This is a genomic window from Tepidiforma sp., from assembly GCF_026419595.1.
Lineage (GTDB): Bacteria > Chloroflexota > Dehalococcoidia > Tepidiformales > Tepidiformaceae > Tepidiforma.
In genome coordinates, this window is sequence record NZ_JANZZD010000019.1 from 1 (window position 1) to 13829 (window position 13829).

Below are 13829 nucleotides of genomic sequence, written 5' to 3' on the forward strand. Positions count from 1 at the left end.
CCGCGGCGCGCTGGAGGTGCTCGCGCGCTACCAGGCGAAGGAGCACGACCCGGCGAGCGACGCGGCGCCGGGGAAGATCCCGCACGAGCTGCGCTGGGGCGAACTGGCGAACCTGGGCGAGGTGCCGTTCGGCCGCTACTACGGCAGCGTCGATGCCACGCCGCTGTTCCTCGCGGCCGCGGCGGAGTACTTCGACTGGACGGGCGACCGGGCCTGCATCGCCGCGCTGTGGCCGGCGCTGGAGGCGGCGGCGGGCTGGTGCCTCCGCGAGCTCGAGCGGTACGGCGGCGTCATCGCCTATGCGCGGGAATCGGCTGCCGGGCTCGAGAACCAGGGCTGGAAGGACTCGCACGATGCCATCCGCTGGCCTGACGGCCGGCTCGCCGAGCCGCCGATCGCGCTCGTAGAGGTGCAGGCGTACGCGCTCGCCGGGCTGCGGGCATTCGCGCGGCTGGCCGCGCTGCGCGGCGTGCCCGCGGCCGAGGCGGAGGCAGCGGCCGAGCGCCTCGCCGCGATCATCGAGGAGCGGTTCGGCGATGACAGCCTCGGCTACGCGCTCTGCCTCGAACGGGCGCGCATGCCGGTCCCCACGCCGGCTTCGAACGCGGGCCACCTGCTCTGGCTCGGCGAGCCGCAGCCCGCGCGCGCGGCGGCGTTCGCCGACCGGGCGTTCCAATCGGACCTGTTCAGCGGCTGGGGCGTGCGGACGCTGGCGTCGTCGGTGGCGGGCTACAACCCGCTCGGCTACCACACCGGCTCCGTCTGGCCGCACGACAACGCGATCCTGCTCGCGGGGCTGCGGCGGCAGGGGTTCGACGACCTCGCGCGGGCGCTCGGCGATGCGTTCATCGAAGCCGCGCTCGCCTTCCCGGCGGGGCGCATCCCGGAGCTGTACTGCGGCGACCCCCGCGAGCTTCGGCTCGTGCCGACGCCCTACCCCGTCGCCTCGCGCCCGCAGGCGTGGTCGGCGGCGAGCCTGCCGTTCGTGCTGACGACGCTGCTCGGCATCCGGCCGGCCGGCCCGAAGGCGCTGGCGATCACCCGGCCCGTCCTGCCGGCGATGGTCGAATGGGTGCGGCTGCGAAATCTCCGCTTCGGCGGCGCGGCGATCGACCTCGCCTTCCGGCGGGGCGCCGCCGGGGTAGCGGTCGAAGTCGAAGGCGTCCGCGGCGAGGCGGCGGTGGTGCTCACCGACCGCTGGCCGCGGTAGCAGGTCTGCAGGGGCCGCCGCCGAGCCGATATTGACGTCCCGCGGATAGCGCAACCAGAATGAGCGCAAGCGTCGGCGCGCGAGCGGAGCGCGCCGGGAACGGCGTTCGAACCTCGAGGAGTGCGAGATGGAGACGATGCGAATCGCCATCGTTGCGCCGCCGTGGTTCGCTGTCCCGCCGACGGGCTACGGCGGCATCGAATGGGTCGTGAGCTACCTCGCCGACGGGCTGACCCGGCGAGGGCACGACGTCACGCTGTTCGCTGCCGGGGGTTCGCGCACGGAGGCGCGGCTGGTTTCGACCTTCGCGGAGCCGCCCTCGGCGCTGCTGGGGAACCCGGCGATCGAGGCGCAGCACGTGCTCGCGGCCTACGACCGCTGGCGGGAGTTCGACATCATCCACGACCACACCTTCCTCGGCCCGATCACCGGCGCGGCCGTGCCGGTGCCCGTGGTGCACACGCTCCACGGCCCGGTCACGCCGGAGAATCGCGGCCTCATCCGGGAGCTCGGCCGCCGGCTGCACCTCGTGGCGATCAGCCATCACCAGCGGTCGACGCTGCCGGCCGGGGTGCAGGCGGCCGTCATCCACAACGGCATCGACCCGGCGGCGTTCCCGTTCAGCGACCGGCCGGGCGATTACCTGCTCTTCTGCGGCCGGATCAACCCGGAGAAGGGGCCGGTGCAGGCGATCGAGATCGCGCGGCGCGCCGGCCTGCCGCTGCTCATGGTGGTGAAGATCAACGAGCAGCTCGAGAAAGACTACTGGGAGGCCGAGGTGCGGCCGCGGCTGCGCGGGCTCGATGTCGAGGTGAAGCAGCAGCCGCCGACGGAGGAGAAGCTGCGCGCTTACCGCGATGCGCTGGCCACGCTCTTCCCCATCCAGTGGCCGGAGCCGTTCGGCCTCGTGATGATCGAATCGATGGCGACGGGCACGCCGGTCATCGCCTTCCGGAACGGCTCGGTGCCGGAAGTCATCCAGGACGGGGTCACGGGCATCATCGTCGAGGACATCGACGCGGCGGCGGAGGCGGCCTGGCGGGCGAAGGAGCTCGACCGGCGGGAGTGCCGCCGGCGGGTTGAGCGCCACTTCAGCGCGGCGCTGAACGTCCTCCGGCACGAGCAGCTGTACCGCGCCATCCTCGGCGAGGGCGGCCGGCGGGAGGGTGCGGCCCAGCTGCCGCTCGCGCTCGACGGCTTTGCCGGGCCGGGGGACGGCGCGGGGGCCGAGCGGGCGCGCTAGCCGGCGAAGGGGTCGAGCGGGGCGCGGTAGGCGGCCTGCGCCCCTTCGAAGGTGCCGCCCTGCGCGAGCAGCCCGGCCGCGCCGCCCTGCCGCTCGAGCAGGTCGAGCCCGAAGCGGCCGTATTCATCGCGCACCCACTTTTCGAAGAAGTAGCGGTCGCGCGCCTGCCGGGCCGCATCGTCGTGCACCGTGCGGTGGGCCACGAGGTCGTCGAGGACGTCATCGAGCCCTTCGCCGGAGATGGCGCTGGTGCGGAAGATGGGCGGGGGCGCGGCTTCGCCCGGGCGGGCGAAATCGATGCTGGCGCGGAGGGCGTGGTAGCTCCGCCGGGCGGCGGCGCCGACGTCGCATTTGTTGAGGATGAAGGCGTGGGGCACCTCCATGATGCCCGCCTTCATGAACTGGACCTGGTCGCCGCCGAGCGGCTGGAGGACGAGATAGACGCGGTCGGCGAGCCGTTCGATTTCGACTTCGCTCTGGCCGATGCCGACGGTTTCGACGAAGACGTAGTCGAACAGCCGCTCGAGGAGGCGGACGACGGGGTAGGTGGCGCGCCCCATGCCGCCGAGTTCGCGGTCGGAGGGCTGGCTGCGGAAGAAGAGGCGGCGCTCGCCGACCGGGAAGTGGACGCGGGTGCGGTCGCCGAGGATGGAGCCGCCCGAGCGGTGGGAGGAGGGGTCGATGGCGAGGACGGCGACGGAGGGGGCAGCGTCGCGGGCGGCGAGACGGGCGGCGAGCTGGCCGACGAGGGTGGATTTGCCGCTGCCGGGGGTGCCGGTGAAGCCGGCGACCATGGCGCGCGGGCCGGCGCCGTGGGCTTCGAGGGCGGCGATGGCCGCCGCCTTCTCGGCGACGGCCTCCGGCCGCGTATCTTCGAACAGCCGGACGAGGCGGGCGAGGGGCCACTTGTCGAGGGCGATGGCGCCCTCGATGAGCTGGTCGAGCTCGCTCACCGGGCGCCGGCGCCCGCCTGCGCTTCGACGACGTCCATGATCCGGCTCATCACATCGGCGAGGTCGAAGTCGGCCGGGGTGAAGATCTGCCGGGCGCCGAGCGCGCGGAGCGCCTCGTGGTCGTCCTTCGGGATGATGCCGCCGACGATGACGGGGATGGCGTCGCCGGCGCCGGCCGCGCGGAGGCCTTCGATGACCTGCCGGGTGAGGTCGAGGTGGGAGCCGGAGAGGATGGAGAGGCCGATGACGTCGGCCGCCTCTTCGATGGCGCTCTGGACGATCTCTTCCGGGGTGAGCCGGATGCCGGAGTAGACGACATCGAAGCCGCAGTGGCGGGCGGCGACGGCGATGACCTCGGCGCCGTTCGAATGCCCATCGAGGCCCGGCTTGCCGACGACGATGCGCGGCCGGTGGCCGGTGCGGCGGACGAACTCCTCGGCGCGGCGGCGCACCTCGGCGACACGGTCGCTATCGACGTAGAGGCGCTGGCCTTCGACGCCGGTGGGCGGCCGGTATTCGCCGAAGACGCGGCGGAGGGTATCGGCCCATTCGCCGGTGGTGACGCGGGCGAGGGCGCATTCGATGGAGGGCTCCATCATGTTCTTGCCGGTGCGGGCCGCCTCTTCGAGGGCGGCGAGAGCCGCCTGCACGCGGGCCGGGTCGCGCTTCGCCTTGACAGCGGCGAGCGCTTCGAGGGTGCGGCGCGTCTCGGCTTCGTCGACTTTGAAGATGCCGCCGTCTTCGCCGGTGAGGAGCGGCGAGGGCAGGCCGTCGGTCCAGCGGTTGACGCCGACGATGACGAGTTCGCCGGAGTTGATCTTGCTGACGCGCTCGGACATGGAGCGGACGAGCTGGGATTTGAGGTAGCCGGATTCGACGGCCGCGCGGATGCCGCCCATCGCTTCGATGCGGGCGATCTCTTCGCGGGCCTGCCGCTTCAGCTCTTCGACCTTCGATTCGATGACGATGGAGCCATCGAAGATGTCGGGGTACTCCAGCAGATCGGTTTCGTAGGCGAGGATCTGCTGGAGGCGGAGCGACCACTGCTGGTCCCACGGGCGGGGGAGGGAGAGCGCTTCGTTCCAGGCGGGGAGCTGGAGGGCGCGGCAGCGGGCCTTGCGGGAGAGGGTGACGCCGAGCGCTTCGATGAGGATGCGCCAGGCGTTGTTCTCCGGCTGCTGCTCGGTGAGGCCGAGGGAGTTGACCTGGACGCCGTAGCGGAAGAGCCGCTGCTTCGGGTCCTGCACGCCGTAGCGGTCGCGGGTGATTTCGTCCCAGAGCTCGACGAAGGCCCGCATCTTGCACATCTCTTCGATGAAGCGGATGCCGGAGTTGACGAAGAAGGAGATGCGCCCGACGACGTCGGGGAAGCGGTCGGGGGCGACGGCGCCGCGCTCGCGGATGGTATCGAGGACGCCGATGGCGTTCGCGAGGGCGAAGGCGAGCTCCTGCACGGGGGTGGCGCCGGCTTCCTGCAGGTGGTAGCTGCAGATGTTGGAGGCGTTCCACTTCGGCAGGTGGTCGAGGCAGTACTCGTACATTTCCGCGATGAGGCGGAGGCTGGCCTCGGGCGGGAAGATGTAGGTGCCGCGGGCGAGGTATTCCTTGATGATGTCGTTCTGGGTGGTGCCCTGCAGCTTGCGGACGTCTTCGCCGCGCTCCCGGGCGACGCCGATGTAGAGGGCGAGCAGCCACATCGCCGTCGCGTTGATGGTCATCGAGGTGTTCATCTCCGCGAGGGGGATGCCCTCGAAGAGCTGGTGCATGTCGTCGATGGTGTTGATGGGGACGCCGACCTTGCCGACCTCCGGGAGGGCGAGGGGGTGGTCGGAGGAGTAGCCCGTCTGGGTGGGGAGGTCGAAGGCGACGGAGAGGCCGGTCTGGCCGGCGGCGAGGTTCTTCCGGTAGAGGGCGTTGGAGGCGGCGGCGCTGGAGTGGCCGGCGTAGGTCCGGAAGATCCACGGCCGGTCGGTCGTGGGGTTGCCTTCGGCGTCGTAGAGGCGGTGGGGCAGGCGCTGCGCGGGGGCCTGCCCGGGGTCGGTTGGTGAGCTCACGCCACCCCTCCGGGTTCGGGTTTCGGGGCGCCGGCGCGGGCGGCCTGCGGGGGGAGGGCGCCGCGGCGGCGAATCTGCGTCGTATGGTACAGGGTTCGGCGCGAATATCCGAACGGCCCGTTTGGCCATCGGCGTATTGCGATGCGGCGGCGGCGTGCGCTGTCGGCCAACAGCAGCGCGGGGCGGGGGAGTGGTCCCCCGCCCCGCGGCGGTGTGGGTGCTGACGAAGCTGGCCGGCCTAGCCGAGCTTCTTGATCTCTTCGATGAGCGCCGGGACGACCTTCTTGTAGTCGTCGATGATGGCGTACTTGGCGGCCTTCACCATGTTGGCGTCGGGGTCCTTGTTGATGGCCACGATATTCTTCGAGCCGGCCATGCCTGCCATGTGCTGGCTGGCGCCGGAGATGGCGACGGCGATGTAGAGGTTCGGCGAGACGACCTTGCCGGTGAGGCCGACCTGCTGGCTGGGCGGATACCAGCCGAGGTCGCAGGCGGCGCGGCTGGCGCCGGTGGCGCCCTTCAGCAGGGCGGCGAGCTCTTCGAGCATCTTGAAGCCGGAGGGGTCGCCGAGGCCGCGGCCGCCGGAGACGACGACCGGGGCATCTTCGAGCCGGATGCCGGTGCTCTCGGCCTTCTGGACGCCGAGGACCTTGACGCGGGCTTCGCCGGCGACGTCGATGGTGCTCACGCTGCCGCTGCGGGAGGCATCGGGCGCGAGGGCATCGAACGACTTCGCCTTCACGGTGGCGATGGCGGGCGCGTTCTTGAAGGAGACCTCGGCGCGGGCGTTGCCGCCGTAGCAGGCGCGGGTAGCGATGAGCTTGCCGCCGGTGTACTTCAGGTCGACCGTCTCCATGGAGACGGCGGTGCCGAGGGCGAAGGCGAGCATCGGGCCGAGGTCGCGGCCGAGGGCCGTCTGGCCCATGAGGACGATATCGGCGCCGGACTGCTGGAGGGCGGCCTGGACGGCCGGGAGGTAGACCTCGGCGAGCGCGCCCTGGAGGGCGGGGTTGGTATCGGCGATGGCGGCATCGGCGCCGAGGGCGATGAGCTCCTTGCCGAGCGCGTCGCTGCCGGCGATGAAGGCGGTGACGCTGCCGGCGCCTTCGCCGGCGAGCTTGCGGGCCGCGCCGAGGAGCTCGCCCGAGATGGGGGCGAGGGCCCCCTCGTTGGCTTCTGCGATGACCAGGATTCCTGCCATGGTTCGGTGCTCCTCCTTAGATCAGCTTCGCGGCCCGGAGCTTCTGGGCGAGGTTGCGGGCCTTCTCTTCGGGCGAATCGCCTTCGATGATCTCGACGTTGCTCTCGACCTTCGGGACGTAGAGCGCTTCGAGGACGAGGGCGCGGTTCTCCTTGCCCATCTCGCCGGCGATGCCGAGGTCGTTCGCGCTCCAGACCTGCACGGTCTTCTTGGCGGCGAGCATGATCTGGCGGAGCTGCGGGTAGCGGGGTTCGCCGAACTCGTTGGAGACGGAGACGACGGCGGGCAGCGGCGTTTCGACCGTCTGGAAGCCGTCTTCGAGGACGCGCTCGACCTTGAGGCCGGCGCCGTTCTTTTCGATCGCCTTGGCGACGGTGACGCAGGGCACGCCGAGGTACTGGGCGATGCCGAGCGGGACGACGCCCATGTCCCAGTCGGCGGCGGCGCGGCCGGTGAGGACGAGGTCGGCGCCGCCGAGCTTCTGGATGGCGGCGGCGAGGGCCTTCGCGGTCTGGAAGTTGTCGATGTCCTCGAACTCGGGCCCGGTGATGAGGACGCCCTCATCGGCGCCCATGGCGAGCGCGTGCTTGATGGCGTCGCGGGCGGAATCGGGGCCGAGGCTGATGACGGTGACCTTGCCGCTGCCGGCGGCTTCCTTCAGCCGGAGGGCGGCCTCGGTGGCCTGCGGGTCGTACGGGTTGACGACCGGCGCGATGCCCTGGGCGGGGATCACCTTCTTGGCGGCTTCATCGACTTTGAACGATGCGGCCGGCGTCTCGGGGTCGGGGATTTGCTTGACACAAACGACGATGTTCACGCGGCGTTCCTTGCCTCCTGCGCGTTGCCGGTCCTCGTGCGGGGGTGCGGGCCGGGGCGATTCCTGCAGTGAATTGGGGCAAACCCGCAGCAATGTACCACACCGGGGAAGATTGTGAAATATCGCACCAATGCTGGCCGGGCAGCCAGCGGGCGGGCCGCGGCGGGCGGCCGGGAAACATGAACGTCATGGCCCGGCAATGTGTTCGAAACCCGGATGAAATCGGCGGGAAACTGCCCGTTCCTACCGTTGCGCACATCCGGCGGCTGCGGCCCGCGGGGCCCCGGGCTGCATGCGCCGGCATCTCAGCGGTGCCGCCTGGCACCGGAACGAACGGGGGTTCATCCGCATGGAGAGGCGCACCTGGCTGCGCAGACTGCACCGGCCGCTCGGGATCCTGGGCGGCGCCATCCTCGCCATGGCCGCCATCTCGGCGGCGGCCGCGCAGGAGCCGACGACCGAAGAGACGGTGGCCGACCTGGTCTCCGCGCTCGATACGACCTGGCTCCTCGTGGCCGGCTTCCTCGTGTTCTTCATGCAGGCCGGCTTCGCGATGCTCACCGGCGGCTTCGTCCGCTCGAAGAACACCGCGAACATCCTCATGAAGAACATGATCGACGCCTGCGTCGGCGGCCTCCTCTTCTGGGCCGTCGGCTACGGGTTCGCCTACGGCACGTCCAGCTCGGCGAACGGGTTCATCGGCTGGGGCGACTTCTTCTACGACACGTACGAGGGCTTCGCCGGCTGGTTCTTCCAGTTCGCGTTCGCGGCGGCGGCAGCCACCATCGTCGCCGGTTCGCTCGCCGAGCGGCTGAAGTTCAGCGCCTACCTCGTCTACACCGTCGTCATCACGGGCTTCATCTACCCGGTGGTAGTCCACTGGGCGTGGGATGCGAACGGCTGGCTGACGGCCTTCAAGGAGGACCCGGCCGACCTGTTCCTCGCGAACGGCTACATCGACTTCGCCGGCTCCGGCGTGGTCCATATGGTCGGCGGCTGGGCCGGCCTGGTGGGCGCGGCGCTGCTCGGGCCGCGGCTCGGCAAGTACGGCCCCGGCAAGCAGGTGAACGCCATCCCGGGCCACAACATCAGCATCGCCACGCTCGGCATGTTCATCCTCTGGTTCGGCTGGTACGGCTTCAACCCGGGCTCGACGCTGGCGCTCACCGGCGGCGGCGCGGAGCTGGCGGCGAAGGTGGCGGTGAACACGACCCTGGCCGCGGCGGCGGGCGGCGTCTCGGCCGTCCTCTACTCGAAGATCCTCACCACCCGCTACGACCCGGGCCTGCTCATCAACGGCATCCTCGCCGGCCTCGTCTCCATCACGGCGCCCTGCGCGACGGTGGACCCGTGGGCGGCGGTCGTCATCGGCGCCATCGGCTCGCTCGTGATGTACGGCGCGGTGCTGCTGCTCGATGTGATCCGCGTCGATGACCCGGTGGGCGCGTTCCCGGTGCACGGGGCCGCCGGCCTCTGGGGCGTCATCGCCGTCGGCCTGTTCTCGACGCAGGCCGGTATCGAAGGCGCTGGCTATGCGGAGCCGTCGAAGTACGGCCTGCTGGTCGGCGGCGGCTTCGAGCAGCTCGCGGCGCAGCTGGTGGGCGCGGCCTCGATCATCGCCTGGGTGGTGGTGACGGCCTTCATCCTCTTCTTCGGCATCAAGATGACGATCGGCCTCCGCGTGCCGCCGGAGGAGGAAGAGAAGGGGCTCGACCTGCTGGAGCACGGCCTCGATTCGTACCCGGACTTCGGGCCGACGGGGCCTGGCATCTTCAGCCCGGGCGCCTAGCGCATTCGCGAACGGGATAGACTCTCCCCGGGGCCGGCCGGCCCGGCTCCGGGGACCACGAGAGAAGGAAGGCAGATGTCATGAAGCGCATCGATGCGATCATCCGCCCCTCGCGCCTGCCCTTCGTGCGCGAGGCGCTCGAGGAGCTCGGCTACGGCGGCATGACCGTGGCCGAAGTGAAGGGCCACGGCAAGCAGCGCGGCATCACCGAGCAGTGGCGCGGCCGCGAATACAAGGTGGAGTACCTCTCCAAGGCCTGGGTGCTCATCGTGGTGAACGACCAGGACCTGCAGAAGGTCATCACCGCCATCGTGGAGAACGCCCGCACCGGCGAAATCGGCGACGGCAAGATCTTCGTCTCCGATGTCATCGACGTGATCCGGGTGCGGACGAACGAGCGGGGCGCCGCCGCCGTCTGAGCCTGGCGCAAATCGACCCGCGACGGGGGCCGCGCACGTTGCGCGGCCCCCGTTGTTTGCGCCCGGCCGGGAAATGCGCCCGTAACATCCGCGCAAATCGGCCGAAACGGCGGGCGGCCACAATCGGGCCAATGCAGGCCCATCTGACGCGGATGCGGGGCGGGGAGGCGACCCGGTGCCGGCGCTGACGCTCGAGCCCTTCCGGCGGCGGGTCGAACAGCTGCGCGACGCCTGGGCGGAGCGGCGGGCGCTGCGGGGCATCGCCGGCGCGCACGACCGGGCTTCGCAGGCGGCGCTGCTGCGCACCCTCCATGGCTGGGCGGCCGAGGCGGCGGCCGATATCCGCGCCGTGTACGGGGCGGCGCTTCCGGTGCAGGTGAGCCCGCTGCCGCCGGGCGAGGAGGCGGCTGCCTTCACCGTCAGCGTCGCGCGCGATTACACGCTCACCTTCGCGCTGGTGGAGCGGCGGCGGATGGGCGGCCCGCGCTGGCACATCGCGGTGACGCTGAGCACGGCCGGGCCGCGGGGAGCGGCGGTGGCCGCCGGGCCGGAGCGCCGGAACGGCCAGTGGACGCGCGCCCGGCTGGAGGACCTGCTGCTCTCGCTGCTCGGCGCCTACGAACGGGACCGCTCGGAGGGGCAGGGGCCGGCGGCCTAGCGGGCCGGCGCGCGCTCGAGAATCTCTGCCACGCAGCGGAGGCCGGATTCGACGGCGCCCTGGATCCAGCCGTGCGCGAGGGAGGCGTGCTCGCCGGCGAAGTGGAGCCGCCCCTCCGGCGCGATGATGTGGCGGTAGAGGTGGGTCTGCTGGCCGGGCTCGAAGAGGGCGTACGCGCCGCCGGCGAACTCGTCCTGGTGCCACACCTTGCTGGCCCCGAGTTCGAACTCCTGCCGCACGGCCGGGTGGATGACCTCGACGTTTTCGATCGCCTGGGCGAGCCGCTCATCGGGGGCGAGGGTGCCCCAGCGGCGCGCGTCTTCCGCCCACGTATAGCTGGCGAGGAGGATGCCCCGCCCGCCCGGCGCGCCGCCTGCCGGGTAGTAGATCGTCCGCACCGGCAGGTCGGTGACCGAGCCGCCGCCGGCGATGCCGTCGTCCTCCTCCCAGAAGCGGCGGCGGCACTGGAAGAAGATCTTGGTGGCTGCATCGTAGGAGAGGGTGCGGATGGCGCGCTGCTTGCCGCGGCTGAGCGCGGGCGTGATTTCGATGTGGCGGAGGAGCGAGAACGGGATGGTGATGACGGCGCGGTCGGCGGTGAACGTGTGCTCGCCGGCGACCGTCCGGCAGCGGACCTGCACACCCTCCTGCGACTGGTGGATGGCGATGACGCGCATGCCGTAGCGGACGGCATCGCCGAGCGGGGCGAGGAACGCGCGGGGCAGGCGGTCCATCCCGCCGGGGATGGTGACGACGTCGGTGAACCAGCGGCCGGCCTCTTCGCGCAGCACTTCGAGGAAGGCGCTGTTCATGAACGGCTCCATGTGGGTGAGGAGCCCCCAGAGCTCGATGGCGCCCTGCGACCAGCCGCGGGATTCGAGGAACTCGGCGAGCGAGTACTGGTCGTATTCGCTGGCGACTTCCTCCCAGCCGAGCGCGCCGTGCCGTTCGATGGTGGCGAGGAGGGGCGCGATCTCCCGCTCCCAGCGCTGGCCGATGGGGAGGTCGGTCTCGCCGGGCTGGAGTTCGAAGTCGCCGGCGTGGCGGGCCGAATCGAACTCGCCCCGGCGGATGCGCTCGCCGCCGAAGGCGACGTAGGTGCGCGGGTTCTCCATCACGAAGGGGACGGTTTCGAGGCCGAATCGCTCGACGTAGCGGAGGACGAGGTCGTGCGCGCGGGGGATGCGCATGGCGCCGGCTTCGCCGTAGAGGCCGTCGGAGAAGGGCTCGCGGAAGGTCTGGATGCGGCCGCCAACGCGCGGCTGGGCTTCGAGGATGGTGACGGCGAACCCGCGGCGGCGGAGTTCGTAGGCGGCGGCGAGCCCGGCCATGCCGGCGCCGAGGACGAGGACGTGCTCGCTGGCCGCCGGGGCGGGCGCCGGGTCGCCGGCGAGGTCGCGGAGCCGTTCGGGCGGGATGCTCATGCGGCGCGCAGGCTACCACAGGGGCGGATGGCCGGGGGAGGGGCCGCTCAGCCGCGGACGAGTTCGAGGAAGCGGTCCACATCCAGCTCCATCGCCCGGATGAGCGCGCGCAGCGTCCCCGGGCGCAGCTCGCGGTGGGCGGGGATGACGAGGATCACGGCCTTGCCGTCGTGCACGTAGACGAGGTGGGAGCCAGACTGCCGGTCCAGCCGCCAGCCCAGCTGCTCCGCGACACGCGCCACGTCGCGCGCGGAGAACCCCGCGAGCCGGCTCACGCGGCGGTCGCGGAGGGGGCGGCGATGACGGCGGTCTCGACGACGAGCGGCGCCCCCTCGGCGGCGAGGTCGCGGAGCGCGTCAGCGACCGCTGCGGCGACCAGGTCGGGCGTCTCGGCGAGCGGCGCGCGGCCGTGCGCGGCGGCGGTTTCGAGCCAGGCGCTCGCGGCCGCGGCGGCGTCTGCGAGGGCGGCCTCGCGGGTGGGGCCTTCGGCGACGGCCCCGGGCAGGGAGGGGCAGACCGCGGTGTACCAGCCATCGGCACTGCGCGCGAGGACCACCGTGAAGGCCGGGGGCATGGTGCGCAGGCTACCACAGGGGCGGATGGCCGGGGGAGGGGCCGCTCAGCCGCGGCCCATCAGGCGGCGGGCGATGCGCTCGGCGGCGGCGCGGTCGCCGGGCGCCAGCTCGCCATCGAGCACCATCGCGCCGAGCTGCCGCTTGATGACGCCGATCCACGGCCCGGGCGGCCGGTCGAACATCCGCACGAGGTCGTCGCCGCTGAGCGGGCTTTCGGCGCGTATCGCCTCGGCCTCCTCCTGCTCGGCGCGGAGGCAGGCGGCTTCGAGCGCGTCGTGGTAGGCGGTGTCGTCGTAGGTGTGGCTGGCGTTGTCGGCGCGCTTCAGGGCGAGGAGGTCACGCCAGCGGCCGCCCAGCTTCGCCATGAACCGGCGGACGGCGCGGCGGTCGGCCGGGTCCGGGCGCTCCATGTGGCGGCGGACGAGGAGGACGACGACGTGGGCATCGGCGCGGCCGAAGCGGAGCCGCTCGAGCAGCGCCTCCGCCAGCTCGGCGCCGACGACTTCGTGGCGGTAGAAGCCCCACTCGCCGTTCGGCTTGGTGTGGCGGACGGCCGGCTTGCCGAGGTCGTGGAGGAGGGCGGCCCAGCGGCGGATGCGGCGGTTTTCCGGGTCGACGGCGATGGCGTCGACGGTGGCGAGGGTGTGGCCCCAGACGTCGAAGCGGTGGAAGCGGTTCTGTTCGCAGCCGGGCATGCCGGCCAGCTCCGGCAGCGCGAAGGGGAGCGCGCCCGTGTCCCGGAGCGCTTCGAGGCCGGCGGCCGGCGCGCGCCCCTGCAGGAGCTTGTCGAGCTCCGCCGTGATGCGCTCCTGCGAGAGCGCGGCGATGAGGTGGGCCGTCTCGCGCATGCCGGCCGCGGTGGCCGGGTCGAGCCGGAAGCCGAGCTGGCTGACGAAGCGGACGCCGCGGAGGATGCGGAGGGGGTCTTCGCGGAACCGTGCGGCGGGCTCGCCGACGGCGCGAATGATGCCGGCGCGGAGGTCGGCTTCGCCGCCGAAGAGGTCGAGCCACTCGCCGGTGTGGGCGTTCTCGGCGAAGGCGGTGATGGTGAAATCGCGGCGGGCGAGGTCTTCTTCGATGCTGCGGCCGAAGGTGACATCCGGCCAGCGGCTGCCGGGGGCGTAGCTGTCGCCGCGGAAGGTGGTGATTTCCACCCATTCGCCTTCGAGCAGGACGCCGATGGTCCCGAACCGCTTGCCGACGGTGGTGACGCGGGCGCCGAGCCCCCGGGCGATCGCCTCGACCTCGTCGGGGAGGGCGTCGGTGGCGTAGTCGATGTCGTGCGAGGCGATGCCGAGGAGGCGGTCGCGGAGGGCGCCGCCGACGAGCCAGAGCTGGCGGCCGCGGGCGCGGAAGGCCTCGCGGAGGGCGGCGTGGGTCGGCTCCATGGTCTCGATTGTCTGGCCGGGGCCGCGGGCCTGTCGAACCTTTCTCCATGGAGGGATTTGGGGAGAACCCTGAGTGCCGCCCAACGGCGGGGCGCGGT

Annotated in this window: 13 protein-coding genes; 5 read left to right on the plus strand and 8 right to left on the minus strand. The window is 71.9% G+C overall.

Features of this window, described 5'->3' with window-relative positions:
* Together N2041_RS10340 and N2041_RS10345 are read left to right on the plus strand one after the other, a co-directional pair.
* Positions 1 to 1210: hypothetical protein (locus N2041_RS10340; protein ID WP_297678460.1), on the plus strand; the 1210-nt coding region annotated here is incomplete at its 5' end.
* Between the two features lie 127 nt (positions 1211 to 1337).
* Entirely contained in the window at positions 1338 to 2453 is a 1116-nt protein-coding gene (locus N2041_RS10345; RefSeq protein ID WP_297678462.1) for a glycosyltransferase family 4 protein, read from the plus strand.
* On the opposite strand, the gene N2041_RS10350 is transcribed toward N2041_RS10345, so the two are convergent.
* The 4 genes from N2041_RS10350 to N2041_RS10365 form a co-directional block, all read right to left on the minus strand.
* A complete protein-coding gene (locus N2041_RS10350) occupies positions 2450 to 3406 on the minus strand; it encodes a hypothetical protein (RefSeq protein WP_297678464.1) in 957 nt (318 codons plus the stop codon). The genes N2041_RS10345 and N2041_RS10350 overlap by 4 nt on opposite strands.
* The gene (locus N2041_RS10355) at positions 3403 to 5460 is read right to left on the minus strand and encodes a protein meaA (RefSeq protein WP_297678467.1); all 2058 of its coding nucleotides are present in this window, start codon (positions 5458 to 5460) and stop codon (positions 3403 to 3405) included. The genes N2041_RS10350 and N2041_RS10355 overlap by 4 nt, the downstream gene beginning before the upstream one ends.
* A gap of 238 nt (positions 5461 to 5698) precedes the next feature.
* Complete coding sequence (locus N2041_RS10360; RefSeq protein WP_297678468.1) at positions 5699 to 6661, minus strand: electron transfer flavoprotein subunit alpha/FixB family protein; 963 nt, start codon at positions 6659 to 6661, stop codon at positions 5699 to 5701.
* A gap of 16 nt (positions 6662 to 6677) precedes the next feature.
* Positions 6678 to 7478: an electron transfer flavoprotein subunit beta/FixA family protein gene (locus tag N2041_RS10365; protein WP_297678469.1), complete on the minus strand. Its 801-nt coding sequence runs from the start codon at positions 7476 to 7478 to the stop codon at positions 6678 to 6680.
* Positions 7479 to 7827: 349 nt separating this feature from the next.
* Between N2041_RS10365 and N2041_RS10370 the strand changes: the two genes are divergently transcribed.
* From N2041_RS10370 to N2041_RS10380, 3 genes are all read left to right on the plus strand, one after another.
* A complete protein-coding gene (locus tag N2041_RS10370; protein ID WP_297678471.1) occupies positions 7828 to 9267 on the plus strand; it encodes an ammonium transporter in 1440 nt (479 codons plus the stop codon).
* Between the two features lie 80 nt (positions 9268 to 9347).
* Entirely contained in the window at positions 9348 to 9686 is a 339-nt protein-coding gene (locus tag N2041_RS10375) for a P-II family nitrogen regulator (RefSeq protein WP_297678473.1), read from the plus strand.
* Between the two features lie 175 nt (positions 9687 to 9861).
* Positions 9862 to 10344, plus strand: a complete 483-nt coding sequence (locus N2041_RS10380) for a hypothetical protein (protein ID WP_297678475.1) — start codon at positions 9862 to 9864, stop codon at positions 10342 to 10344.
* On the opposite strand, the gene N2041_RS10385 is transcribed toward N2041_RS10380, so the two are convergent.
* Genes N2041_RS10385 through N2041_RS10400 form a run of 4 tightly spaced genes read right to left on the minus strand, consistent with a single transcriptional unit; the run spans position 10341 to position 13731 of the window.
* On the minus strand, positions 10341 to 11768 hold the full coding sequence (locus N2041_RS10385; protein WP_297678477.1) for an FAD-dependent oxidoreductase: 1428 nt from the start codon (positions 11766 to 11768) through the stop codon (positions 10341 to 10343). The genes N2041_RS10380 and N2041_RS10385 overlap by 4 nt on opposite strands.
* Before the next feature lie 47 nt (positions 11769 to 11815).
* Positions 11816 to 12043, minus strand: a complete 228-nt coding sequence (locus N2041_RS10390; protein WP_297678479.1) for a type II toxin-antitoxin system HicA family toxin — start codon at positions 12041 to 12043, stop codon at positions 11816 to 11818.
* Complete coding sequence (locus N2041_RS10395; protein WP_297678481.1) at positions 12040 to 12342, minus strand: hypothetical protein; 303 nt, start codon at positions 12340 to 12342, stop codon at positions 12040 to 12042. Before N2041_RS10395 ends, N2041_RS10390 begins: the two co-directional genes overlap by 4 nt.
* A 45-nt stretch (positions 12343 to 12387) precedes the next feature.
* Positions 12388 to 13731: an HD domain-containing protein gene (locus N2041_RS10400; protein ID WP_297678483.1), complete on the minus strand. Its 1344-nt coding sequence runs from the start codon at positions 13729 to 13731 to the stop codon at positions 12388 to 12390.
* Positions 13732 to 13829 lie beyond the last annotated feature (98 nt).